Raw genomic sequence first — 24,219 nt, 5'->3', positions numbered from 1 at the left:
CCCCTCCCAAAGGCGCACTCGAAGGACGGGGCGGTGCCCCCGGTGCCTACCCTTGATGACGTGTACCGGTTCCTGCTGACTCCCCGATGGCTGGCCCTCCACGTGGTGGTGCTGCTGGTCATCCCCGCTTTCGTGCTGCTCGGCCAGTGGCAGTTCGGACGCTTCGAGGAGAGGTCCACCAGTAGCGACCAGATCACCGGCAACCTCCACGCCGCCCCCGTCGCGGTGGAGAAGCTCACCTCACCCGGCGGCACCGTCTCCACGCAGGACAAATACCGCACCGTTCTCGCCAAGGGAACATACGACGCGAACGCCCAGCTCCTGGTCCGGCGCCGCGTCCAGGACAGGGCGGTCGGCTTCTACGTGCTGACCCCGCTGGTCACGGCGGACGGCACCGGCGTGCTGGTGAACCGGGGCTGGGTCAAGGCGGGCAGTACCGCCGACGCCCTCCCCGAGGTCCCGGCGCCCTCCTCGGGTGAGGTGACTGTCACCGGTAGGTTACGTCCCACCGAGACCGAGGAGAGCTCGGGCATCCGTGACCGGGCGGGCCTGCCCGCGGGACAGGTCCTGCTGATCAACACCGAGGCGATCGGGCGCCGCCTGCCGTACAAGCTCCTCGGCGGGTACGTCGAGCTGATCGAGCAGTCGCCGGCGGCGGCCGCCGCGCCCGCGCCCGTCCCCACGCCGGACGTCGGCGAGGGAGGCGGCCTCAATCTGGCCTACGGCGTGCAGTGGTGGCTGTTCATCGGCGTCGCGATCGGCGGCTGGGCGCTGCTGATCCGCAGGGAGGCCGCCGACCTCAGGGCTGCGGCCTCGGCACCGGCCGGGCCCGGCGACCCCGCACCCGGTGACCCGGGGCCCGAACCCGGGCCCGGCGAACCCGCCACGCCGGGGAAGCCCTCCGCGTCCGACGAGTCGTCCACGCCCGGCGACCCCGCCGACCTCCGCGCCTAGTTCCTGAGGAGGTTCAGGAGATAGCCGGCGGCCACCAGCAGGCCGTAGGAGAGCAGGCCCAGCCCGATCGCCGCCAGGAAACCCCATCCTCCGCTCAGCCGCCCGCGCGGCGCGGGACGCCGCCCGGCCGCGAACCAGAGCGGGCGGGGTTCGAGCAGCAGGAACAGGAGCGCGCCGACCTGCCCGACGGTGAAGAGCCAGAGCCAGGCCCACCGGTTGCCCAGCCGGGGCGTCGAGCCGAGCATGATCAGGAAGGCGAGTATCCAGCCACCCATCAGCCACGGGCCGCCGACGGGCCCCGGCATGTCGGCGACCCAGACGGGTATCCACCCCGTCCTGTCGAAGCGGTCGCGCTCGATCACCCTGACCTGGCTCCGCCCCAGGTCCTTCCTCAACTCCGCCCACACGTAGGCGGGCGAGCCCTCCGCGGGCGGCGACAGCCTGAACTCGCGCCAGAGCAACGGGCCCTGGGCCCATCGGACGTAGTAGATGACGCCGTTCTGCCCGTTCTGCCCGTCCGGTCCGCCGTATCCCCATCCCCTGTACTCGTCGTACTCGACGAAGGAGACGCGGTCGGCCGCGGCCGCGGCGCGGAGCTCGGCCCGCGTCCCCTGCAGGGGCGTGACGCTCAGCGTGAAGACCAGGACCCCGAAGGTCAGGCAGAGCAGGAGAACCGACCGGATGGTGATCCCGACGATCCGCCAGCCACGACGCACCTCGACCGCTTCGGGAGCCATGCCCCCTTTACTACCCGACGATCACGCGTTGACCATCGCCATGCCGAAAAGAAGCGCCACCGCGATCGCGAAACCGCGCGTCCCGTCGAGTTTGGCCGGTGCGGGCAGCGCCTCGTACGGGTCCCGCCACAGGGGTCTCGGCTCCAGCAGGACGTAGAGCAGCGAGCCGCCGGTGAGGAACATCCAGAACCACGCCCAGCGGCTGGCGTAGCGGGGGTTCGGCCGGGCCAGCATGAGCAGCCAGGCCAGGATCTCCGCCGCCACCGCCACCGGGCCGAACGGCCCCCACCACCGCGCGTAGGCGGGCGAGCCCGCCAGGGCCCCGAAGCCCTCGGTGCGCACGATCTCCACGGAGGGGTCGGCGGCGGCGCGCACCTGGGCCAGGAAGGCCTCCTGACGGCGCTCCAGGGCCTCGGGGACCAGCCGGGTGGTCCGGGGATCCCAGACGTCGTCGGGCTGGTCGAAACGGGCCTGGCTCCAGGAGAGCGGCCCGTGGGACCACGTCAGCGTGCCGTAGGCGGGCCAGTTGCGGTCGTAGACGACCTTGGTCACCTCGCCCGCCCGCAGGTCCGCCACGAGCTCCGCGGCGGGCCGCAGGGGAGGCGCCTGGTTGATGTGGACGATGACCGTGGACAGCGCGAGCACGAACAGCAGTGCCACCCGCACGGCGTACGGGATGTCATCCCGTGCCGGAATCACCACTCGCATCCCTGCCCCCATTACGCGAGACCCACCGCTGGATAGGTTAGAGGGCGTGATCCGGCATATCGAGTTCGCGCGGCTGTACAACTTCCGCGACGTGGGCGGCTACCGGACGGACGGCGGGATGGAGGTGCGCTGGCGGCGGCTCTACCGCTCCGCCTCGCTGCACATGCTCGCCGACGACGACCTCGACCGTTTCCACGCGCTCGGCGTACGCACCGTGATCGACCTGCGCCATCCCGACGAGGTGGCGTACCGCGGCCGTGCCCCGGAGGGGCCGAGCTACCACAACCTCCCGGTCGAGCACCGCAGGTGGGACACCGCAGGCGACTACCACCCCGGCGCCGGGGTCGCCAGGTTCTTCGCCGACCGCTACCTGGAGGTGGCCCAGGACGGTCACGCCGAGCTCAGGAGCGCGCTGGAGGTGATCGCCGAGACGGACAACGCGCCCGTGGTGGTCCACTGCGCGGCGGGCAAGGACCGCACGGGGCTGCTGGTCGCCCTGGTCCTGCGGCTGCTGGGGGTGTCCGAGGAGGACGTGATCGCCGACTACGCGCTGACCGGGCTGGCCAGGCCCCAGATGGTCGCGTACTGGGAGAGGGAACATCCGGGCGAGCCCCGGTGGGCGGGGTTCGGACAGGCGCCCGCCGAGGCGATGCGCCTCTTCCTGGGCGAGCTGGGCCCGGTACGGGACTACTGCCTGCGGACCCTGGGCGTGGACGAGAACGTTATGTCCGCTCTTAAGAATCATCTTTTGAAAAATCCTGATATTGAGGCGATCTCTGGGTAGGCGCTCTCGCAGGGCCCGCCATGGGCAGCACCCTCCGGCGGGCCCGCCCCCCGGGGCCGCCTCACCCCCCTCCGGTGGCCCCGGGGCCCGCCCGGCCGCCTGCCGAAGACGTCACGGCGAGCATCCCGGGAGACGTCGCGAAAGATGTCGTGGGAGACGTCGTGGGAGACAGAGATACCAAGCGGAGACCTTGCGGCTTGATGAGTGTTATTCCAGCGGAATACGGTTGACCGTGTGACTACGCCGCTGCTCCCCGACCCCGAGCCCAGGCGGCGGGACTATGTGATCATCTCAGCCGACGACCACCTGATCGAGCCGCCCGACATGTTCGACGACCGGCTCCCGGAGAAATACGCCGACAAGGCGCCCAAGGTGGTCGAGACCGACTCCGGTCACCAGGTCTGGCGTTATGGCGGGGCCACCTACCCCTGTGCCGGGCTCGACGTGGGCGCCGGCCTGCCCCGCGAGCAGTGGACGCTCGACCCGGTGCGGTTCGAGCACATGCGTCCCGGATGCCACGACGTCGAGGCCCGGATCGAGGACATGGACCGCGCCGGCGTCTGGGCCGCGCTCTGCTTCCCCGGCATGCTGGCCGGGCAGTCGGGCATGGTCTTCGCCAAGACCCGCGACCAGGAGCTGGGCCTGGCGGTGCTGCGCGCGTGGAACGACTGGCACGTGGAGGTCTGGGCGGGCACCTACCCGGAGCGGATCATCGCCCTGCAGCTGCCCTGGCTGACCGACCCCGAGGTGGCCGCCAAGGAGATCCGTGACAACGCGGCGCGCGGCTTCAAGGCGGTGCTCTTCCCCGAGTTCCCCACCCGGCTGCGCCTGCCGTCCATCCACAGCGACCACTGGGACCCGTTCTTCCAGGCGTGCGAGGAGACCGGCACCGTCGTCTGCCTGCACGCCGGTGCCGGTTCCTGGGCCCCGGTCCCGTCTCCGGACACCCCGATCGAGGCGATCACCACCTTGATGCCGGCGAGCGCCATGTTCGCCTGTGCCGACTGGCTCTGGTCGGGCATCCCACTGCGCTTCCCCGCGCTGCGGATCCTGATCGTGGAGGGCGGCGTGGGCTGGCTGCCGATGCTGGCCGAGCGGGCCGACTACGCGCTCGACCACCCGGTGGCGGGGGAGGCCTCGTGGGAGGGCGGCCTGAAGCCCAGCGAGGTGCTGCGGAGAAACTTCTTCTTCGGCACGCTCAACGACCACGCCCTCTCCGGGGTGCGGCTCGCCGTCGGGCTGGAGCACGTGCTTCTGGAGAGCGGCTACCCGCACTCCGACTCCACCTGGCCCGACACCCAGCAGGCCGTCGCGACGAACCTGGGCAGCCTGCCGCCCGCCGACATCGCCCGGGTGGCCTACGGCAACGCCGCCCGCCTGTTCGGCCACCCGCTGCCCTCGCGCGCCTGGCTCAGGATGGAACAGATCTGACCGTTCGCGCGTCCGGCTCAGGAGGGGGCCGAGGCGGACTCGCTCGAACTCCCCGCCGGGGACGGAGCAACCTCGACCCGCTCGCGCCCTCGGCTCAGGGCTGAACGGACCTGACCCGCTCGCGCTCCCAGTCGACGTAACGCCCGCCCTCGCCGAGCAGGGAGCCCATCAGCCAGAGGAACACGCCGAAGTCGTCGGCCACCCCGAGAAGAAGCAGGAAGTCGGGGACGACGTCGATCGGCGAGATGATGTAGAGCACGCCGAGCCCCATCATCGCCAGCTTGCCCTTGCCCATGCCGGAATACTCCCCGCGCATGACCGCGCCGACCATCCTGGGGAGGGCGCGCAGACGAGCGCCGAGACCGGGCGAGCCCGGCTTCGTCACGTCCTTGTACGTCCGCCACGCCTGCGCCGCGCGCGCCGCCTTCGCCATGGAATCCTCCTCGGAACCACGTTCGCCTGGCGGCGTACTACCCCACCGCCTCACGATATAACGCGTGACTTCCGGGCAGGGTTCCCGAAAGCCACACCGGAGCGGCGTGCGGCGCTAGCGCATCGCCGCGTGCCGGAAGGGGCGTTCCTCCTCGATCTGGGCGGCCACCCGGATGAGCAGGTCCTCCCGCCCCGCGGCGGCGACCAGCTGCACTCCCACCGGCAGCCCGTCCGCGGTGTGGTGCAGCGGCAGGGAGATCGCGGGTTGCCCGGTGGCGTTGACGGGCGAGGTGAACGCCACCGCCCGGTTGGTGCGGCCCCGCGAGGTGCTGACGTCGTCGGGAGGCAGCCAGCCGAGCGGGAAGGGCGCCACCCCCAGGGACGGCATGAGCAGCAGGTCGTGCGACTCCCACCAGTCGGCCATCCGCCGCCTGAACCCGTCGATCCAGTCGCGCGAGGTCACGTAGCCGACCGCGCCGAGCTCACGGCCCGCCTTCGCCAGGATGCGGTTGCGCGTCTCCAGCTCGCCCGGCTCGACGGGCCTGCCACGCCAGCGCCCGATGTCCTCCACGTCGGCGGCCACGTGGGCGGCGACGATCGTGCCGAAGTGCGAGGCGAAGCCGTCCTCGGCGAGCGCGGAAGGCCCTCCGGGCTCGACGTCGTGACCCAGCGCCTCCAGCAGCCCGGCGGCCCCGGTGACCGCGGCCACCAGGTCCGGGTCGGACGGGACGCCCCCGCCAGGGTGCTCGGTGAGGAAACCGATCCGCAGCCGCCCGGGGTCCGCCCCGACCTCCTCGGCGAGCGGGCGCCTCCAGGCGGGCGCGCCGTACGGGTCGCCCGGCATCGTCCCGGCGACCACGTCGAGGGTCGCCGCGCTGTCCCTGACCGTACGGCAGAGCAGGCCCGCGGCCGAGAAGCCCGCCCAGGGCTCGCCTCCGGAGGGGCCGGAGCTGACCCTGCCCCTGCCGGGCTTCAGCCCGACCAGCCCGCACATGCTCGCCGGGATCCGGATCGACCCGCCGCCGTCGCTGGCCGAGGCCACCGCGACCATGCCCGCCGCCACCGCCGCCGCCGACCCGCCGCTCGATCCTCCACTGCTGTAGCGGAGGTCGTACGGGTTGCGGGTGGGACCGCACGTCACCGGTTCTGTGGTGATCGCGGTGCCGAACTCCGGGGTGTTGGTCCGGCCCAGGATCGTGAACCCCGCCCGGCGCAGCTTGGTCACCGCGTAGCCGTCGCGCTCGGCGAAGATCCCCTCGAGGGTGCGCGACCCCGCGCGGTACGGCTCCCCCGCCATGCTCCAGCCCAGGTCCTTCAACAGCGTCGGCACGCCCGCGAAGGGCGCCTCGGGGTCGGCCTCGCCCGCCTCCGCCAGTGCCCGCTCGAACCGGCGGTGGACGACCGCGTTGATCGCGCCGTCGCACGCCTCGATCCGCGCGATCGCCGCCTCGGCGAGCTCCCTCGAGGAGATCTCTCCCTTTTTCACGGCCTGCGCCTGTCCGAGCGCGTCGAGCTTCAACAGGTCGTGCAAGGGTCACTCCTCGACGGGGGCCAGTTCTCGTACGGCCTGGGCGATCGGGATCCCGCCCCCGGGGATGGGGGCGAGGACCGGCGTGTTCAGGCCGTTGCGCACATACTCCCGGATCCTGGCCCGGCACGTGGCGGCGTCGCCGTGCACGATGAGCTCGTCCACGACCTCGTCGGGGATGGCCTTGAGCGCCGCCTGCCGGTCTCCGGCCGCCCAGGCCTCGTGCATCGGCCGCAGCACCTCGCCACGTCCCAGCCAGTCGTGGAAGGCGGCGTAGACCGGGACGGTCAGGTAGCCCGCGAGCATCCGGCGGCCGAGTTCGCGAACCTTCTCCGCGTCCTCGCTGACGCACACGAACAGCCGGGCGATCAGCTCGGTCTCCTCGCCGACCTCGGCCCTGACCTTCCGCACGTCCAACGGCGAGAGCCAGTTGGTGATCGCGCCGTCGGCCTCCTCGGCGGCCAGGCGCAGCATGCGGGGACGCAGCGCGGCGAGCACGATCTTCGGCGGGATCTTGGGGGCTCGCTCCAGCTTGAAGCCCTTGACCTCGAACGTCTCGTAGCGCTCGCTGACCTTCTCGCCCGCCAGGGCCTTGCGCAGGAAGCGCAGGGTGTCTCTGGTCCTGGCGAACGGCTTGACGAACTCCCCTGCGTTCCAGCGTTCCACGATGGCCGGGGAGGAGGCCCCGATGCCCAGGACGAAGCGCTCGGGGGCGAGGTCGGCGAGCGTGGCGGCGGACATGGCGAGCAGGCCGGGACCCCGGGTGGAGACCGGGACGATCGCGCTGCCGAGCCGCAGCTCCGGGGCCCATTCCGAGGCCATCGCCAGGGGTACGAAGCCGTCGACGCCGTTGACCTCGGCGGACCAGGCGTCGGTGTAGCCGAGTCCGGGGAGCTCGGCGATCAGATCCCTGGAAGCGGCCAGCGAACGGTCGTAGAGGGGGATCGTCATACCCCAGCGTGGGCCCGTGGTCATGTGCCGCCTCCGTGTCGGTGCTCGCCGCCGGGGACCTTTCCCCAGAACGATGTTCTGATGTAGCTTGCCGCACCCGCTCGGGGCGCCGTCAATAGCTTGACCGTACCAACCGGACGGTATGTAAGAAAAGAATGATCTCCACCGACCGGCCGCTTACCGCCTCATCACTTTCCGTATGATGTTAGAAACTTTACGTGACGAAGCATCGGCGGAGGAACCAACGACGGGGCCCGCTCGGCGTGGCGGTCCTCGCGACCTGCATGGCGGCCCCCGTTCTGGCCGGAACACATCCCCTCGCGGCGGAAGGCGGCTCTGGGCCGCCCCCACCCCGCGGAGGCTCACACGCGGCCCTGAGCCTGGTCTCCGGCCGATCGGCGCTCCCTGAGCCCGAGCCGTCATCCCCGGCTCCCCTGCCCCCGGCGCCGGAACACCGGCCGAAGCCGGACACCGGCCACTCGGCCGCGCTGAAACCCGAACCGGACCATCCGACCGTGCCCCCGCCGGGGGTGGACGACCGGAAGATCCCGTGGTGGCACTGGTGGAACTGGTGGAAGCCCACATCGGACCATCCGGCGGACCTCCCGGCCAGACCGAAAACGGAGCCGAAGCCGGAACCGAAGCCCGAGCCGAAGCCCGAGCCGGAACCGAAGCCTGCGCCCGAGCCTGAGCGGCCGACGCCCACCGTGTCAGCTCATCCCGTCCCTCCCGTCCCTCCCGCCCCGGAGCCTTCCGTACCCCCCAGGCCCCGCGCCCCCGCGCCCCCACCCCTTCCCGTTCCCGTCCCCGAAGTCGTCGCCACGCCGACGCCGACACCGACACCGAGCCGCACTCCCCGGCCCAAGGCGACGCCCTCCAGCGCGCCCCCTCTCCTGCGGCAGCGACTGGTGCTCGATCGCTACGCCGAGCGGCGCAAGGGCACCGACAGAAAGCTGGTCCTCCTGGTGATGTTCACCGGCGTGATCTCGGTCGCCGCGGTCACCGCCCTCAACCGCAGAGGCCGCGGATGATCCGGGCGGCGATGATCCGGTCGGCACGGACGGCGAAGCCCGCCGGTGGGACATCCACCGGCGGGCTTCCGGGCCGCCGTGCGCGCCGGGCCAAGGCCCGATCGCCGATGAGGGCTACGGCTGGGCGGGGAAGTGGCCGTCGATCTGGTCGTACTGCCGCTGCGCGGCCCGGAACGCTTCGGGCTCGACGGCGCCGAGCCCGCTGAACGGGTGGCTGATCAGGATGATGAAGCACACGCCGATGACGACCACGCCCACCCGGACCAGGTCGGCGATGATCGACGAGGTCGTGGGCCGTGCCCCGGTCGTCCAGGGCAGCGCGATCACCAGCAGCCCGGAGATGATCAACAAGATCACGAAGGTGCTCTCCAGGCCGGTGCTCGCGTCGTCGTTCCGCACGATGCGGGCATGGAAGACCTCGGAGATCCGGTCGAGCGTGGCCTGCTGGAGGTTCTTGCTGTCGTCGCCGACCGGACGGAGCCTGAGCACCGTGGCCCGCATGTCCGCGAGGGTCTGGCCGGGCAGCGGGGACATCTCGCGCCCGGCCATGAGCGGCCAGTCGAGGTCGATGGTCTGCGCGGTGTACTGCCGGATCTGGGACCGGACGGGTGCCGCCTCGGGGATGGGCGCCACCGACCAGTACATCTCGGTGAGACTCTCGGCCTCGGCCTGGACGTCGGCCCCCGACACCGACAACCCGTCCCGGCACAGCACCGCGGCATAGGCCAGCACCAGCAGGTAGACGGCGAGGGCGAGATTGGCGGAGAAGTCGACGGCCGACGAGCCGTGGTCACCGTCCTCCCGCCCCTTCCTCCTGAGGACGCGGAACGCGATCAGCACGATCGCGACGGACACCACCACCAGCACGGCTACCCAGCCCATGGGACTCCCTTGAATCCGTCATCGAATCAGCTACTCAGGGTAATCAGATCGATACGGTTGTTCATGGGGTTCCGCCGGGATTCACTCGCGAAGTTCGTGAACCCCCGCGATGAAGTCACGGGCGACCCCGCGCAGGCCGGGCAGGTGTGAGAGCCCCACCAGGCGGTCCACCAGCGGCACGGTGAGGTCGATGAACCGGTGTGTCCTCCGGCATCCCTCCGATTCGTCGTGCACCCAGAACAGGACGACGCCCATCGACATCAGCCAGAGCAGCTCGGGCAGCTCGGCCCGCAGCTCGCTGTCCATGCGGTCGGAGGACCCCTCCACGACCCGCCGGTAGATCGCGATCGACGCCTCCCTGGAGGGCGAGGACTCGGCGCTGAACGGGTTGAGCGGGTTGTTCGGCTCGGCCGCGTGCTTGAAGAACTTCACCGCGAACTCGTGGTACGGCTCGGAGACCCGCACCCATTCCCGCAACACCCCCGCCAGCCGCGCGGCGAACCGGTGCTCGGTGGCCAGCAGTTTCTCGCACGCCGCCTCGTGCTCGGTCTGGGCCCGGTCGTAGTACGCCTGGACCAGGATCTCCTTCGAGGCGAAGTAGTAGTAGGCGTTGCCCACCGACACCCCGGCCTCGGCGGCGATGGCCCGCATGGTGGTCGCCTCGTACCCCCGCTCGCGAAAAAGCCGCAGGGCCGTCTCCACGATGGCCTCACGGGTCTTGTCCGATCCACGGGTTCTCGGGGGCGGCTCGGTCATGGGGTGCTCGTCACCTGTCAATCGGAGCTGGGAGAACGGGCTCATCTGGTCTTTCTCCACTGGACGAACCCTAGATCATCCGTCCCGCACCACCGGGGATGAGCCTCAGTGAACGACCCTAAGCGCGCCACATTGCCCTCGCCACTCATATCCGTGATTGCTCCGCCGCTCTCGATGCCGCCCCGCCCCGCGTCACCCGTCGAGGACGTGACGATGGTGCCGTAAGCGGCAAATACCGACATGTCGCCTATCTCTGGAACTGCCGTCTCAGCAGGTCATCAGGCCGCCCGATCATTCCCACTACCGGGCAAAAATCACTCTTCGTGAGGGATCATCCGGGTTCGGGGGTGGGATTGATCCTTTTGGCGGAAGGGCTCCCACGACAAGGGATACATAAATGGGGACATGTCCCTGTAGACAGCGGGCTGCCCGGTTTACCGCCGGAGCACTGCTCGCTCTGCAGCTATCTTTCATCGCGTCGGCTCCGCACCACAGCGCGACCGCGGAAAGCGGTAACGCGTCGGCCGGTGCCGCGATCGTGAGCCGGCCCGTCGCGGCCGGCCCGGCGGAAGGACGCCGGTCCACGATCATCGGAGTGTACGACATCGGCACCCTGGAAACCGCCGGGCGCTACATGCGGGAACTGTGTCACCCGGCGGCCGCCCAGCGGGGCCGGGAAACCGCGTTTCCCCTCTGGCCGGAGGACGCCGCTCCCGCGGACACGCCGCCGCGGCCCGCCGAGATCACCGCGACCACCGCGCGAACACGGACCGCCACCCTGCCGAGCGAACACCGTGAACAGGCCGCCACCCAACCGCCCGAGAACACCGCGCGAACACGGACCGCCGCCCTGGCGGGCGCACCCCGCAAGCCCGCGGCCCCCCGGATCCCGCAAACCACCTCTCGGACCCCCGAGAAGACACGGGCGTTCCAGGCCCAGGGAAGCGTGCAGGCCCCTCCGGCCGCCGTCGCCTCAGGGGAGCAGGCTCCCGCCGCCCTCGAAAAGCCGGCCGAGGCCAACCCTCCTCAGGCACAGCAGGCCCGGCACCCCACGCGGCTCCAGCAGACGGACGCCAAGCGGCTCCTGCGGGCGGCGGGCCTGCGCTGGACCTCCTCGGGTAAGTGCGCGAACCGCCAGGGGCGGAACTGCACCTCGCTGGAGGCCGTACGGTCCGCGACCGTCTCCAGCGCCATCGAGCTGAAGCGGCGCAGCGGCTGTCCCCTCGTCGTCACCGGCGGCACCGAGGTGGGCCACGCCCCCGGGCCCTACAGCCACTACGCGGGCTACAAGCTGGACATAAAGCCCAACGCCTGCATCAACCGCTACATCATGAAGAACTATCCGTCGCAGGGGGTACGGGGGGACGGAGCCCGCCTGTACGGCCAGTCGGCGACGTCGGGCCCCCTCTTCGCCCGCGAGGCGGACCACTGGGACATCCTCTTCCGCTGACCCCGTGGATCGCCCGGCCGCGCGAGGGCACGGGCCCTCGATCCACGACCAGGCGAGATCGCCGGCCCGCGGTCCGGGAGCGCACGGGGCCGGCGATCCTCGATCCCACTACCACGCGGGATCGCCGATCCTCGAAGTGCCCGTCCTGGCCTTCTCCCCGCCCGGCGTTCACGCCCCCCGCGACCGCGAGGGCCGTACGGCGGCGTGGCGTCATCGGACACCACGCCGCCGTACGGCCCTGGAGAAACCCCGGAGAACCCCGGAGAAACTACGCGAACTCGGCCGCGACCAGTTCGGCGATCTCCGCCGCGTTCAGGGCCGCGCCCTTGCGGAGGTTGTCACCGCAGACGAACAGGTCGAGGGTGTTGGGGAAGTCGAGCGCCTGGCGGACCCGGCCCACGTAGGTGGGGTCGGTTCCGACGACGTCCGCCGGGGTCGGGAAGACGCCGTTGGCCGGGTCGTCCATGACGACCACGGTCGGAGCGGCCTCAAGGATCCGGTGGGCGTCGGCGACGGTGATCTCGCGCTCGAAGGTCGCGTGCACGGCCAGCGAGTGGGTGGTGATCACCGGGACGCGGACGCAGGTCGCGGAGACCTTCAGGTCGTGGATCCCGAGGATCTTCCGCGACTCGTTGCGGAGCTTGATCTCCTCGGAGGCCCAGCCGCCGTCCTTGAGCGAACCCGCCCACGGCACGACGTTGAACGCCACCGGCGCCGGGAACGGCGACTCCTCGTCCCCGAGCTTGTTCTGCAGGACCTTGCGCACGTCACCGGCGGTCTGCCCGACCGTACGGTCACCCGCCAGGGCCTCGATCTCGTCGTAGAGGCGGGCCGAGCCCGCCACGCCCGCGCCGGAGACCGCCTGGTACGAGGCGACCACCAGCTCGCGCAGGCCGTACTCCTCGTGCAGGGCGCCCATCGCGGCCATCATCGACAGGGTCGTGCAGTTGGGGGTGGAGATGATCCCCAGCGGCCTGGTGCGCGCGTCCTGCGGGTTGACCTCCGGCACGACCAGCGGAACCTCGGGGTTCATCCGGAAGGTGCCCGACTTGTCGATGACGACGGCACCGCGCTCGGCGGCGATCGGCACCCAGGTCGCGGAGACCTCGTCCGGCACGTCGAAGATCGCGATGTCGACGCCGTCGAAGACCTCGGGGGTCAGCTCCTGGACGACGAGGTCCTCGCCGCGGACCCGCAGGACCTTGCCGGCCGAGCGGGCGGACGCGACGAGCTTGATGTCGCCGTAGACGTCCTCACGGTTGGAGATGATGTCGCGCATCACGGTGCCGACGGCACCGGTCGCGCCGATCAGGGCAAGGGTGGGCTTGCGGCTCATCGCCCGCTACCTCCGTAGATCACGGCTTCAACCTGGTCCGCGTCGAGATCGAACGCGCGGTGCGCGGCGCTGACCGCCGTGTCCACCTCGTCCTGCCCGACGATCACCGAGATGCGGATCTCCGAGGTGGAGATCATCTCGATGTTCACCCCCGCGTCGGCGAGGGCGGCGAAGAACGTCGCGGTGACGCCGGGGTGCGAGCGCATGCCCGCCCCGATCAGCGAGATCTTGCCGATCTGGTCGTCGAAGAGCAGCGACTCGAAGCCGATGCGCTCCTGGATCTTCTTCAGCGCGGTGAGCGCGGCCGAGGCGTCACTCGTGGGCAGCGTGAAGGAGATGTCCGTCCGCCCGGTCGTCGCCGCCGACACGTTCTGCACGATCATGTCGATGTTGATCTCGGCGTCGGCGAGTGTTTTGAAGATCGTCGCAGCCTCGCCGACCTTGTCGGGCACCCCGACAACGGTGATCTTGGCCTCGCTCCGGTCGTGCGCGACGCCGGAGATGATCGGCTGCTCCATCTCTGTTCCTTCGCTGTCGGGGTCGGAGACGACCCACGTGCCTTCCTTGGTGCTGAACGAGCTTCTGACGTGGATCGGCAGGCTGAAACGGCGAGCGTACTCGACACAGCGCAGGTGCAGGATCTTCGCACCGCACGCCGCCATCTCCATCATCTCGTCGTACGAGATCTTGGGGATCTTGCGGGCGGCCGGGACGATGCGGGGGTCGGCGGTGAAGACGCCGTCCACGTCGGTGTAGATCTCGCACACGTCGGCGTTCAGGGCGGCGGCGAGCGCGACCGCCGTGGTGTCGGAGCCGCCCCTGCCGAGCGTGGTGATGTCCTTGGTGTCCTGCGAGACGCCCTGGAAACCGGCCACGATCGCGATCTGGCCGCCGTCGAGCGCCCCGCGGATCCGGCCGGGCGTCACGTCGATGATGCGCGCGCGGCCGTGCGAGGAGTCGGTGATCACGCCGGCCTGGGATCCGGTGAACGAGCGCGCCTCCTGACCCAGGTTGGCGATCGCCATCGCCAGCAGCGCCATCGAGATGCGCTCACCCGAGGTGAGCAGCATGTCGAGCTCGCGGCCCGGTGGAAGCGGCGAGACCTGCTGGGCGAGGTCGAGCAGCTCGTCCGTCGTGTCGCCCATGGCCGAAACGATCACCACGACGTCGTTGCCGGCTTTTTTCGTCGCGACGATCCGCTGCGCGACCCGCTTGATGCAGGACGCGTCGGCGACGGACGAACCACCATACTTCTGAACAACGAGCGCCACGAGATGTCTCCGAAGCAATCTAGGGCTGTGGAGCTCACAGTCTACTGGCGCCCTCGCTGAGGCCTTCTGATCAAACCAGTATGTGGACGATCACACCGTTGTGCGCTCCTCGGCGACATCGAGTCGCGTGTGGGCGACGAGCGCCTGAAGTGCCCGCATCGCCGCGCCGGCGTGGTTGCCCCAGGTGTTGAAGTAGGAGTACTGCCACCACCAGAGCGCCTCCAGGGGGCGCCCCGCCCTGTGGTGCCGCAGGCCGTGCAGAAGGTCGGCGGCCACCGCCGTCAAGTCGTCCGACAGGCGGTACGGGGTGACCGCGGTGTCCTTGTAGGGGTCGAAGACCTCGGCGTAGTCGTCGACCGGCCCCAGCCGCTCGGCGAGGGCCGTACGGACGACGTCGACGTCCGGGTCCTCGCCCAGGTGCGGCTCCCAGTTGCCCGACAGGATCACGTCCTGGCTCGCGCCGAGCTGCGCGCCGGCCGAGCTGACCTGCGCGACCTCCACCAGCAGCAGCGGCAGGATGGCGTCGCCGCCCTCACCGCCCGCCAGGCGGGTCAGGCCGTCGATGTAGTTCTTGGCGTGCTCCGCGATCCGTTCCGCGAGAGCGCTCCACGCATCGTCAGACATCAAGGAGCCTTCTTCCTTCGAACGCGCGGCCCAAGGTGACCTCGTCCGCGTACTCGAGGTCACCGCCTACCGGCAGACCGCTGGCCAGTCGTGTCACTTTCAGTCCCATCGGCTTGACCAGACGGGCGAGATAGGTCGCCGTCGCCTCCCCCTCGAGGTTGGGGTCGGTGGCGAGGATCAGCTCGGTGACCTGGCCGTCCGCCAGGCGGGTCATGAGCTCTCGGATGTTCAGGTCGTCGGGGCCGACGCCGTCGATCGGGCTGATCGCCCCGCCGAGCACGTGGTATCGGCCCCGGAACTCGCGGGTCTTCTCGATGGCCACGACGTCCTTCGACTCCTCGACGACGCAGATCACGTGGAGATCGCGCCTGGTGTCGCGGCAGATCCGGCACTCCTCCTCCGCGGCGACGTTGCCGCAGACCCGGCAGAAGCGGACCTTCTCCTTGACCTCCAGCAGAGCGTGCGCGAGCCGCTTCACATCGGCCGGCTCCGCGGCCAGCAGGTGGAACGCGATGCGCTGCGCGCTCTTGGGACCGACTCCGGGAAGCATCCCCAGCTCGTCGATCAGGTTCTGGACGACCCCTTCGTACATGACCTAGAACCCGGGAAGCTGGCCGAGCCCGCCCCCGCCGCCCAGCCCCTGCGCGAGGGGACCGAGCTTCTCCTGCTGCAGGTCGGCGGCGGCGCGCACGGCGTCGCGAATGGCGGCGATGACCAGGTCGGCGATGGTGTCGGCCGTCTCCTGGGGGTCGCCGGGGTCCACGGCCTCGGGACTGATCTTGAGTTCGAGCAGCTCGCCCCCGCCGTTGACCGTGGCCACGACAAGTCCGCCGCCCGCGGAGCCCTCGACTTCCGCGTCGTTCAGCTCCTGCTGGGCGCTCACAAGCTGCTGCTGCATGAGCTGTGCCTGCTCCAGCAGCTGCTGCAGGTTGACATCCCCTGGGTTCACCGTCGTTGTGCTCCTCGTCCGTGACATCGGTCGTCACGAGCCTACGGGGTTCGGGCCGGGTGTTGTACTGCAGCGAGCACGCGTTCCCCCAGTATGGGGATTAAACCCCCGTCGGGCCCCGGGCCCCCCTCCAGACGTCCGAGACCCGACGTGACACGCACCGGAGCGGCCGCACACGGCAGCGTGTGATCGGAAGGTAGCCCTCCGAAGGTTGCACACACGTTGCGATCGTTCACTCACCCTTCGCACACCCTCTTTGGCCGAACGGGTTGCGGGCGGGGGTCTCGACCGTTGATGCTTCGGCCATCGGCTCTATTCCGGGGGGATATGTGCGCGACAGCCACCGGGGAGCTGTCCAGGCGGCCGATCTCGACCCCTACTCGTCACGACTGCGACGCCTGCACGAGGCGCTGATCAGGGGTGAGCGGCCGGCGGGCGAGGGCCCCAGGAGCGTGATCTCCGCGTCGTGGCGGCGGTCCCTGGACGCCGGGGTCGACCCCGACGCCAGGTCGGCCCCCCTCGCCTTCGAGGGCGAGGACATCCGCGAGGTCCGCTCGGCGCACCCGATGAGCAGGCTTCTGCCGATCATCACCGGGACCCTCCTGGAGGCCGTCGACGCGGACGACCAGATCCTGCTCGTCACCGACGCCCGCGGCAGGGTGCTCTGGCGCGACGGCAACCACCGGACGATGGAGAGCGCCGACGAGGTGGGGCTGGCCGACGGCTTCGACTGGAGCGAGGACGCGTTCGGGACCAACGGGCCGGGCACCGCGCTCGCCACCCGGCGGCCCCTGCACGTCTTCTCCGCCGAACACCTGGTCAGGGCGCTCCACCTCTGGTCGTGCTCCGCCGCGCCGATCGTCGACCCCGACAGCGGCGACCTGCTGGGCTGTGTCGACATCAGCGGCAGGACGCGCTCCATGCACCCGGCGAGCGTCGCCCTCGTCGAGGCCGCGGCACGGCTGGCGGAGAGCCACCTCACGCTGCGCATGCTCGAACGCGACGAGCGGCTCAGACGCCGTCACGAGCGGCACCTGAGCGCGCTGCGCGGCGAGCCGGGCGCCCTGGTCACCACGACCGGGCGGATCATCGCCGGCGACGACGCGCGCCAGTGGGCTCCGCGCATCCGGCTGCCGGAGGCGGGCGACCGGGTGATCCTGCCCGACGGGCGGAGCGCCTTCCTGGAGGTCCTCGGCGACGACGGCTTCCTGCTCCGCCTCGCGGGCCCGGCCAGGGGCCCGGTGCTCGCCCTGTCCTTCCTCGGCGCCGAGCACCCCTCGGCGCACCTCGACGGGGCCCGCCTGGCGCTCTCCCTGCGCCACGCCGAGATCCTCGCGATGCTCGCCCTCAACCCCCGCGGGATGACCGCCGCCCAGCTCTCCTTCCACCTGTACGGCGACGCGGGGAACCCGGTGACCATCCGCGCCGAGATCCACCGCCTCCGCACCCAGCTCGGCCGTACGATCGCCGCCAAGCCGTACCGCCTGGCCTGCGTGGTGGAGGCCGACTTCCTGGAGCTCAAGCGGCTGCTCGCGGGCGACGAGGCCGCCCCGGTCGCCCGCGCCTACCGCGGTCCCCTGCTGCCCCGCTCCGAGGCGCCCGCCCTGCGCCTCGAACGCGAGGAGCTGGAGGGACAGGTGCGGGCCCGGCTGCTGTTGCGGGGAGGTCCCGAGGACCTGTGGGCCTACGCGGAGACCGAGCACGGCAGGAACGACATCCAGATCCTCGAACGCCTCGTCACGGCGCTGCCCCGCCACGACCACCGCGCGGTGGCCGCCCGGATCCGCCTCAGCGGCGTCGACCTGCCCTGAGCCGACCGTACCGGCGGGCCTGGAACCTCGCCGGGCGCGGCCTCGTCGGGTGACGCCTTGTCAGGCGAGACCTGTCAGGTGAGGTCTTCCAGGTGGTGCCGGCCGTCAGGTGTGGTCGATCTCGCCGATGACCTGGCCGCCCAGCTCCCGCTGGAGGAGGGCCATGCCGGTGAGCGCGTCGACGTCGGCGTCCGCGTCGTTGAGCGGGTCGACCTCGTCGGTGTCGGGGGTGGTGCCGCGGGCGGGGATCGCGTCAGGCCAGGCCGCCGCCTTGGCGCCGGTCTTGACCGCGGCCTTGGGCCCGGCCTGGGCCGCCGCCCTGGCCGCCGAGCGGGCCGCGGCCAGACCGGGGCTCGGCATGGAGCTCGGCGGGGGAGGCGAGCCGGGGTCCTCGGGCAGGGGGGCGTCCGGCCAGGATTCGTCCGTCGCGGGCGGCGCCTGCTTGGGCGCGGCCTCCCGCGAGTCCGCGGGCGCGGGCGACGGCCCGGGAGCGGGTGCCTGGCGGGCGGGCGCCTGGGACGGAGACTGCGGGGCCTGCGCCTGCGGGGCCTGGTTCTGGGACGCCTGGTTCTGGGACGCCTGGTTCTGGGACGCCTGGTTCTGGGACGCCTGGTTCTGGGACGCGGGGTGCTGGGACGCGGGGTGCTGCGGCGCCGGGGGCTGCCTCGGAGCCGGGGGGCGGCTCCCGCCCGAGGGAGCGGGCCCGCCGCCGACGACGGCCTCGACCTTCCAGGTGCCGCCCAGGACCTCCTGCAGCACCGCCGCGACGACCGCGTCCTTGCCTCCACCGGTGAAGTTCTTCATCGCGCCGACCTGGGCGAACCCGAGAGTGACGATCTTGCCTTCGACCCCGACGACCTGGGCGTTGGTGTTGACGTTGGCCCACACGACGATGCTGCGCCGCTTGAGCGCCGCGAGCACCTGGGGCCACGCCTGCTGCACGGCCCCGGCACCCGAACCGGACGCCGGCGCCGTGTCGACCGGCGTGGACGTGCCGGGAGCCTGCTGGACCGGGGCCGGTGCCCGCTCTCCCCGTGCCTGCTGTTCCTGAGCCGGTGCGCCGGGCCTGACCGCCACGGGCCAGTCGTCGCCCTGGCCGCCGGACCGCTCGGCGGGCGCGACGGGCTCGACGGCGGGTGCCTCCGCCTGCGGCGGAGGGGCCGCGTGGACCACGGGCGCGGGGGCGGGAGCCTGGTGCGGGAGGGACGCGGGAGCCGCGACGACTCCCCCCTTCTCCAGCCGCTCCAGGCGGGTGAGCAGCGCCGCCTCACCCTGGGCGGCGCCGGGAAGGAGGATCCTGGCGCACATCAGTTCGAGCAACAGCCGGGGCGAGGCCGCCCCGCGCATCTCGGTCAGACCGGCGTTGAGGATCTCCGCCGCGCGGGTCAGCTCGGCCGGGCCCATCGAGGCCGCCTGGACCTGGAGCCGTTCCAGCTCGTCGGCGGGCCTGTCGAGCAGCCCGCTGGTGGCCGCCTCCGGCACGTTGGCCAGGATCACCAGGTCGCGGAAGCGCTCCAGCAGGTCCATCGCGAACCGCCGGGGGTCGTGGCCGCCCTCGATCACCCGGTTCACGACCTGGAACACCTTCGCCCCGTCACGACCGGCGAAGGCCGCGACCACGTCGTCGAGCAGGTCCCCGTCGGTGTAGCCGAGAAGGGAGACCGCGCGGGCGTACGTGATGCCCGCCTCGTCGGAACCGGCGAACAGCTGGTCGAGGATCGACAGCGAGTCGCGGGCCGAACCCGCGCCCGCCCTGACCACCAGCGGCAGCGCGGCGGGCTCGAACGGGACCTTCTCCGAGGTGAGGATCTCCTCCATGAGCGCGCGCAGCGCGGCCGGGGGGATCAGCCGGAACGGGTAGTGGTGGGTCCGGGACTTGATCGTCCCGATGACCTTCTCCGGCTCGGTGGTCGCGAAGACGAACTTCAGGTGCGGGGGAGGCTCCTCGACGAGCTTGAGCAGCGCGTTGAAACCCTCGCGGGTCACCATGTGCGCCTCGTCGATGATGTAGATCTTGAAGCGCGACGACACCGGCGCGAAGAAGGCCCGCTCGCGCAGGTCGCGGGCGTCGTCCACGCCACCGTGCGAGGCGGCGTCGATCTCGATGACGTCGAGGTGGCCCGGGCCGGTGGGCGCCAGTGCCACGCAGGACTCGCACTCCCCGCACGGGTCGGGGGTCGGGCCCTTCTCGCAGTTCAGGGAGCGGGCCAGGATGCGCGCGCTGGACGTCTTGCCGCATCCCCTGGGCCCGCTGAACAGGTAGGCGTGGTTGATGCGCCCGCTGCGCAGCGCCTGGCGCAGCGGATCGGTGACGTGCTCCTGACCCTTGACCTCGGCGAAGGTCCCGGGCCGGTACTTGCGGTACAGCGCAAGACTCATGCGGCGATCCCACCTGCGAGGGGTCTCAAACGAAGAGACCCCTCGCACACCCGCCAGAGCCCGCTTATCCTTGCTGCCTTCCGGCCCTGGGGAGGTTCACAGGATGACGCCGCGCGAGGGGTCGGCCCCCAGTCTAGCCTCAGATCCGAGTGGTCGGTATCGGAAAAGATCCGAGTGGTCGGTGTCGGAAATTGATGGTCCGTGCCGCTCCGAAAGTTAGGTAAGCTTCTCCACGGAGGATTCGCCTAGTTGGCCTAGGGCGCACGCTTGGAAAGCGTGTTGGGGGCAACCCCTCAGGAGTTCGAATCTCCTATCCTCCGCCAGCTTCACCGGTCGTAACACGAAAGCCCGCTCCGCCTCGGAGCGGGCTTTCGTGCGTCAGGGTCTCAGCTGGCCTGTTCGGAGGGGTTCTCTCCCCCGTCCGGCGCGTCCTCGTCGGGTTGGCCTGGGCGGTGATCCACTGATCCAGGTGCGGGATCCCGAACCAGGACTGGTCGCGCTCCTCGGGCCTCGGCATGTTCGGGACATGTAATCCCCAGCCATGGCAGGAGCAAGATATGACGATCGACGGCTCGTGGCTCTCCTGCACGAACATGCTGCTCAAGGGCTAGGGCAGCCACCTATGACGTCTCTTTTCCCCGCAGCGGCCTCAGTTGAGGGCTTGGTACCTTTCGGCCGCGCCCATATCAGCCATCTCTCATGCGGTTCGGCTTCCTCTTGCGAGTGAGCCGCCTCGACCGAACGCCCCAGCCGCGACAGGGAGATGCCGAGCAATCGAGCCCCGTTCGACCCCGGTCCGGAGGGATCGGCTGCACCTGTCGGTCCAGGAGGCGGTACGCATGGTCATCGTTCAGAGCAGCCGAACGGGGCCGGCGTCGATCGGTGTGCGAAACAGCGCGTAGGGGTAGCGGCGCAGGTCTTGCCCGTTCTGGTAAGCCGCCTGCCGGTGGAGCTGGTTGGAGGTGACGTAAAGATGACTCTGGGTGACCGACATGGTGTCGGGCCACAGCAGCCTCGGGTCGTGCACGAGAGTCTCGAAGGTTCCGTCCGGGAGGCGGCGCATGATGGCGTTGTGCTCCCAGTTCGTGATGTAGACGCGTCCGGCGTCGTCGGTTTCCAGGCCATCGGCCGAGCCGCCCTTGTCTCCTTCGTCCGTGACTGTGACCGCCACCTCCTCCTCGCTGATCGCTCGGTCGGCCAGGGCGTCAGCCGACACGCTGTACAGGTGTCGTGACATGAGCGGGCAGTAGAACAGCCGTTTGCCGTCGGCCGAGATGGCGATGCCGTCGGCGCCCATCAGGACCGGCTTGGGCGGGCCGTCCTTCGGGCGTTCTACGAAGACGCGGCCCTCAACGATCGGCAGGTAGCCGGGCGGCCTTTCCGCCTTGGTGCTGGGATGATCGTCCAGTCGCCGCCATGCCTGTCCGGTCGCCAGGTCCACCACGACGATGGCGTTGGGACCGTTGCCGGAGGAGTCGGTGATGTAGGCGACGCCCTCGGTCGCCTTGCGCAGGTCGAAGCGGACGTCGTTGAGATAGGAGGTGCTCAGCGCCACGTCGGGTTCGAAGGCGATGACCCGAACCACGGTGTCGCTCCGCAGGTCCACGCAGACCAGCTTGGGGCCGCCCGGTTCGGTCGGCTCGAACAGCGGACTGCCGGTGTCCAGGATCCACAGACGGTCGGCTGGATCGACCACCACGCTCTGCACCGACACCAGCCGCTCGAACAGGTCGCCGGACCTGGCGTTCCATGCCCGGTCCGGGAACGGCACGGCCTTGCCGTCACGCAGCTCGGCCACGGTGGCGGCGACGTCGTCGCCCCACAGCGGGTAGTTGATGAAGATCCGGCCAGTGTGGGACACGGTGACGCCGGTCGGCATGGGGCCTTCCTTGAAGGCGTGTACCAGTTCCAGCATGCCGAGCGGCCGGTCGGTCTGCTCCCTGATGTTTTCATGGTCGTTTGCCGTCATGTCTTCTGCCGTCATGACACCGTTCCCCTTACTCAGGATTAGTTGTTCTCCCCACGGAGCGTCACGGAGTCCTGGGAGCGACACCGCGGCGCGGAAGGTGACCCATGCCCCTCGGGTGAGATGTGGATGACGGTCTTGCCCCTGACGTAAAGCAAGATCCAGAGATACACGGGGGCCTCCCCTCCCCATCAGAGATCACACAGGTTCGCAGCGGGTCATTGCACTCACCAGGCGAGGAAATGGCGATCCACTCCCAACCCGGCGGCCGCAGGTTCGAACCTCCTGTCCTCCGGCCCCTCCGGCGTTGCCCTCCCCTGGCGTGGCGGCCCCGCCTCCGGTCCTGGTCGAGAGAGTCTCCGGCCCAGGCCCGGAGAGGTGGCCTCACCTCCGGTCCCGGCTGAGAGCCGTCGAGGTCGCGCGGTCTGGTGCGGACCCGCTCGGCGTCGGAGTGGCCGAGGTCATCGAGCGGGGAACGTCCAAGACAGCGAAGGGAGAAGCCCGCTCCGCCCGGTCGCCCGATCGCGGCCCGGCGGACGAGACGGGACCCGCGGGCGCCTCGCCCCGGTCGCCTGATCACCCGAGCCACGGCGCCTTCCCCGAGGGGTGTCCGGCCCCGTCGGCATGGCCGGCCCTCCCTGGGGCAGTCGGAGGGTCCCAAGCGGATCGAAGGGACGTCGGCGATGGACTTCAAGGATGACGCCCAGCTGGACAGCTCGCAGGTCGAGAGTCGCGGCGGTGGGGGGAGGATCCCCGGTGGTGGGCTCGCGGTCGGCGGCGGCGCGGCGGGAATCATCGCGCTCATCGTGGCCCTGGTATTCGGGATCAACCCCGGGGACATCACCGGAGGCTCCTCTCAACCGGCCCCGGTGGGTCCGAGTTCCGATCTCACCGCCCAGTGCAAGACAGGGCAGGACGCCGACCAGAACGAGGAGTGCCGGGTGGTCGGCGTCGTCAACAGCATCCAGGACTACTGGCCGAAGGCGGTCCAGGGGTACGAGCCGGCCAAGACCGTCATGTTCTCCGGCCAGGTCGACACCGCGTGCGGTGCCGCCGACGCGTCCGTCGGGCCGTTCTACTGCCCGGCCGACCGCCAGGTCTACCTGGATCTCAGCTTCTTCAAGGAGCTGGAGAGCAAGTTCGGCGCCAAGGGCGGTCCCTTCGCCCAGGCTTACGTGATCGGCCACGAGTACGGTCACCACGTCCAGAACCTTCTCGGTACCAACGCCAAGGCCCAGGAGGGTCCGGAGCAGGGCCCGGAGAGCGGCTCGGTCCGGCTGGAGCTGCAGGCCGACTGCTACTCGGGCGCCTGGGCCAAGAACGCGTACGAGACCGGCCTGTTCGAGAAGCCGTTCACGAAGACGGACATCGAGGAGGCGCTCAGCGCGGCCTCGGCCGTGGGCGACGACAGCATCCAGGAGCGGACCCAGGGCCGGGTCAATCCCGAGGGCTTCACCCACGGGACGTCGGCGCAGCGTGTCAAGTGGTTCACCACCGGTTACCAGAGCGGCGACCCCGCCAAGTGCGACACTTTCGCCGGGAGCATCTGAAAACGGCCGGTGAGCTGCGACGAGAGAAACCCGCCGGGCAGGAGGCGGGTTTCTCTCCTAAACTACATACCGTGATCTTTAAGTTGGTCGGCGACGAACGGCCCTATCCCGAACACGGCCTCTCGCATCGCGAGTGGGCGCAGATACCGCCGCGACAGGTCCGGCTCGACACCCTGATCACCACGAAAGCGGTGCTCGACCTGCACTCCCTGCTCGCCAAGGACTCCACCTTCTACGGCGACCTGTTCCCGCACGTGGTCCAGTGGCGCGGCGACCTCTATCTGGAGGACGGCCTGCACCGGGCGCTGCGCTCGGCCCTTCACCAGCGCTCGGTCCTGCACGCGCGGATCCTGGAACTGCCCGCGGAAAGCTGAACCCTCCCGCGGGCGGATCCTGGACCCGCCCGCAGAGAACCGGCTCTTCCACGAGGCGGCCGGCGACAACCCGTCCCGCACATACTCGCCCGAAATCAAGATCGGGATCAGGGCCGGGACCAGGGCCGGGATCGGTGCCGCCCGAGCATGGTGGTGATACGCGAAGAGCCCCTGACCGCGTACGCGGTCAGGGGCTCTTTCGGTGGCGGTGGAGGTGGGATTTGAACCCACGGATAGGTTGCCCCATCACACGCTTTCGAGGCGTGCGCCCTCGGCCACTAGGCGACTCCACCGCGGAGCAGCTTACCGGATAAC

22 protein-coding genes, 2 tRNA genes and 1 other RNA gene are annotated in these 24,219 nt (G+C 70.5%); 9 read left to right on the top strand and 16 right to left on the bottom strand.

Annotated elements, in window-relative coordinates; all coding sequences use genetic code 11:
• The first annotated feature begins 42 nt into the window (after positions 1-42).
• On the top strand, positions 43-954 hold the full coding sequence (locus ACVCAG_RS38110; protein ID WP_440087846.1) for an SURF1 family cytochrome oxidase biogenesis protein: 912 nt from the start codon (positions 43-45) through the stop codon (positions 952-954).
• Here the strand turns inward: ACVCAG_RS38110 and ACVCAG_RS38105 are convergent.
• Together ACVCAG_RS38105 and ACVCAG_RS38100 are read right to left on the bottom strand one after the other, a co-directional pair.
• Complete coding sequence (locus tag ACVCAG_RS38105) at positions 951-1,691, bottom strand: hypothetical protein (protein ID WP_440087845.1); 741 nt, start codon at positions 1,689-1,691, stop codon at positions 951-953. The genes ACVCAG_RS38110 and ACVCAG_RS38105 overlap by 4 nt on opposite strands.
• A 21-nt stretch (positions 1,692-1,712) precedes the next feature.
• Positions 1,713-2,390 (bottom strand): hypothetical protein, encoded by a 678-nt coding sequence (locus ACVCAG_RS38100; protein WP_440087844.1) that lies wholly within the window; start codon positions 2,388-2,390, stop codon positions 1,713-1,715.
• 55 nt (positions 2,391-2,445) lie between these two features.
• Here ACVCAG_RS38100 and ACVCAG_RS38095 point away from each other — a divergent pair, with 55 nt between their 5' ends.
• Positions 2,446-3,183, top strand: a complete 738-nt coding sequence (locus ACVCAG_RS38095; protein ID WP_447191309.1) for a tyrosine-protein phosphatase — start codon at positions 2,446-2,448, stop codon at positions 3,181-3,183.
• A gap of 234 nt (positions 3,184-3,417) precedes the next feature.
• On the top strand, positions 3,418-4,614 hold the full coding sequence (locus tag ACVCAG_RS38090) for an amidohydrolase family protein (RefSeq protein ID WP_440087842.1): 1,197 nt from the start codon (positions 3,418-3,420) through the stop codon (positions 4,612-4,614).
• Positions 4,615-4,708: 94 nt separating this feature from the next.
• On the opposite strand, the gene ACVCAG_RS38085 is transcribed toward ACVCAG_RS38090, so the two are convergent.
• From ACVCAG_RS38085 to ACVCAG_RS38075, 3 genes are all read right to left on the bottom strand, one after another.
• Complete coding sequence (locus tag ACVCAG_RS38085; protein ID WP_440070620.1) at positions 4,709-5,047, bottom strand: DUF1232 domain-containing protein; 339 nt, start codon at positions 5,045-5,047, stop codon at positions 4,709-4,711.
• A 114-nt stretch (positions 5,048-5,161) separates the two neighbouring features.
• Positions 5,162-6,577, bottom strand: coding sequence for an amidase family protein (locus ACVCAG_RS38080; protein ID WP_440087841.1), 1,416 nt, complete (start codon positions 6,575-6,577; stop codon positions 5,162-5,164).
• Between the two features lie 3 nt (positions 6,578-6,580).
• Positions 6,581-7,549 (bottom strand): LLM class F420-dependent oxidoreductase, encoded by a 969-nt coding sequence (locus ACVCAG_RS38075; RefSeq protein ID WP_440087840.1) that lies wholly within the window; start codon positions 7,547-7,549, stop codon positions 6,581-6,583.
• Between the two features lie 884 nt (positions 7,550-8,433).
• Between ACVCAG_RS38075 and ACVCAG_RS38070 the strand changes: the two genes are divergently transcribed.
• Positions 8,434-8,556, top strand: a complete 123-nt coding sequence (locus ACVCAG_RS38070) for a hypothetical protein (protein ID WP_440087839.1) — start codon at positions 8,434-8,436, stop codon at positions 8,554-8,556.
• Positions 8,557-8,670: 114 nt separating this feature from the next.
• Here ACVCAG_RS38070 and ACVCAG_RS38065 read toward each other — a convergent pair whose 3' ends face one another.
• Both ACVCAG_RS38065 and ACVCAG_RS38060 read right to left on the bottom strand, forming a co-directional pair.
• Positions 8,671-9,438, bottom strand: coding sequence for a bestrophin-like domain (locus ACVCAG_RS38065; protein WP_440087838.1), 768 nt, complete (start codon positions 9,436-9,438; stop codon positions 8,671-8,673).
• Positions 9,439-9,519: 81 nt separating this feature from the next.
• Entirely contained in the window at positions 9,520-10,254 is a 735-nt protein-coding gene (locus ACVCAG_RS38060) for a TetR/AcrR family transcriptional regulator (protein WP_440087837.1), read from the bottom strand.
• Positions 10,255-10,789: 535 nt separating this feature from the next.
• Between ACVCAG_RS38060 and ACVCAG_RS38055 the strand changes: the two genes are divergently transcribed.
• Positions 10,790-11,644, top strand: coding sequence for a hypothetical protein (locus ACVCAG_RS38055; RefSeq protein WP_440087836.1), 855 nt, complete (start codon positions 10,790-10,792; stop codon positions 11,642-11,644).
• A 268-nt stretch (positions 11,645-11,912) separates the two neighbouring features.
• Here the strand turns inward: ACVCAG_RS38055 and ACVCAG_RS38050 are convergent, their stop codons facing one another.
• The 5 genes from ACVCAG_RS38050 to ACVCAG_RS38030 all read right to left on the bottom strand — a co-directional run bounded on the left by ACVCAG_RS38050 (position 11,913) and on the right by ACVCAG_RS38030 (position 15,824).
• Positions 11,913-12,980, bottom strand: a complete 1,068-nt coding sequence (locus tag ACVCAG_RS38050) for an aspartate-semialdehyde dehydrogenase (protein WP_440087835.1) — start codon at positions 12,978-12,980, stop codon at positions 11,913-11,915.
• The gene (locus ACVCAG_RS38045) at positions 12,977-14,251 is read right to left on the bottom strand and encodes an aspartate kinase (protein ID WP_362688044.1); all 1,275 of its coding nucleotides are present in this window, start codon (positions 14,249-14,251) and stop codon (positions 12,977-12,979) included. The genes ACVCAG_RS38050 and ACVCAG_RS38045 overlap by 4 nt, the downstream gene beginning before the upstream one ends.
• 90 nt (positions 14,252-14,341) lie before the next feature.
• Entirely contained in the window at positions 14,342-14,875 is a 534-nt protein-coding gene (locus ACVCAG_RS38040) for a DUF5063 domain-containing protein (RefSeq protein WP_440070628.1), read from the bottom strand.
• Positions 14,868-15,467, bottom strand: coding sequence for a recombination mediator RecR (recR, locus tag ACVCAG_RS38035; protein WP_362688050.1), 600 nt, complete (start codon positions 15,465-15,467; stop codon positions 14,868-14,870). The genes ACVCAG_RS38040 and recR overlap by 8 nt, the downstream gene beginning before the upstream one ends.
• A 3-nt stretch (positions 15,468-15,470) precedes the next feature.
• On the bottom strand, positions 15,471-15,824 hold the full coding sequence (locus tag ACVCAG_RS38030) for a YbaB/EbfC family nucleoid-associated protein (RefSeq protein ID WP_329087916.1): 354 nt from the start codon (positions 15,822-15,824) through the stop codon (positions 15,471-15,473).
• Between the two features lie 329 nt (positions 15,825-16,153).
• On the opposite strand from ACVCAG_RS38030, the gene ACVCAG_RS38025 reads away from it, so the two are divergent.
• A complete protein-coding gene (locus tag ACVCAG_RS38025) occupies positions 16,154-17,635 on the top strand; it encodes a GAF domain-containing protein (RefSeq protein WP_440087834.1) in 1,482 nt (493 codons plus the stop codon).
• Between the two features lie 105 nt (positions 17,636-17,740).
• Here the strand turns inward: ACVCAG_RS38025 and ACVCAG_RS38020 are convergent, their stop codons facing one another.
• Positions 17,741-20,014, bottom strand: a complete 2,274-nt coding sequence (locus ACVCAG_RS38020) for a DNA polymerase III subunit gamma and tau (protein ID WP_440087833.1) — start codon at positions 20,012-20,014, stop codon at positions 17,741-17,743.
• A 30-nt stretch (positions 20,015-20,044) separates the two neighbouring features.
• Positions 20,045-20,140: signal recognition particle sRNA small type (gene ffs, locus ACVCAG_RS38015), an RNA gene on the bottom strand.
• 108 nt (positions 20,141-20,248) lie between these two features.
• Here ffs and ACVCAG_RS38010 point away from each other — a divergent pair.
• Positions 20,249-20,337 (top strand) — tRNA-Ser (locus tag ACVCAG_RS38010).
• A 527-nt stretch (positions 20,338-20,864) separates the two neighbouring features.
• On the opposite strand, the gene ACVCAG_RS38005 is transcribed toward ACVCAG_RS38010, so the two are convergent.
• On the bottom strand, positions 20,865-21,998 hold the full coding sequence (locus ACVCAG_RS38005) for an L-dopachrome tautomerase-related protein (protein WP_447191308.1): 1,134 nt from the start codon (positions 21,996-21,998) through the stop codon (positions 20,865-20,867).
• A gap of 665 nt (positions 21,999-22,663) precedes the next feature.
• Here ACVCAG_RS38005 and ypfJ point away from each other — a divergent pair.
• A complete protein-coding gene (gene ypfJ / locus ACVCAG_RS38000; protein WP_440087831.1) occupies positions 22,664-23,530 on the top strand; it encodes a KPN_02809 family neutral zinc metallopeptidase in 867 nt (288 codons plus the stop codon).
• Positions 23,531-23,601: 71 nt separating this feature from the next.
• Positions 23,602-23,904, top strand: coding sequence for a type II toxin-antitoxin system VapB family antitoxin (locus ACVCAG_RS37995; protein WP_440087830.1), 303 nt, complete (start codon positions 23,602-23,604; stop codon positions 23,902-23,904).
• 203 nt (positions 23,905-24,107) lie between these two features.
• Here the strand turns inward: ACVCAG_RS37995 and ACVCAG_RS37990 are convergent.
• Positions 24,108-24,197: transfer RNA gene (locus ACVCAG_RS37990), tRNA-Ser, on the bottom strand.
• Between the last annotated feature and the right edge of the window lie 22 nt (positions 24,198-24,219).

Source organism: Streptosporangium sp. G12 (assembly GCF_052983175.1).
The sequence above is the reverse complement of the archived record's forward strand: the minus strand, read 5'-3'. Positions and strand labels throughout refer to the sequence as shown.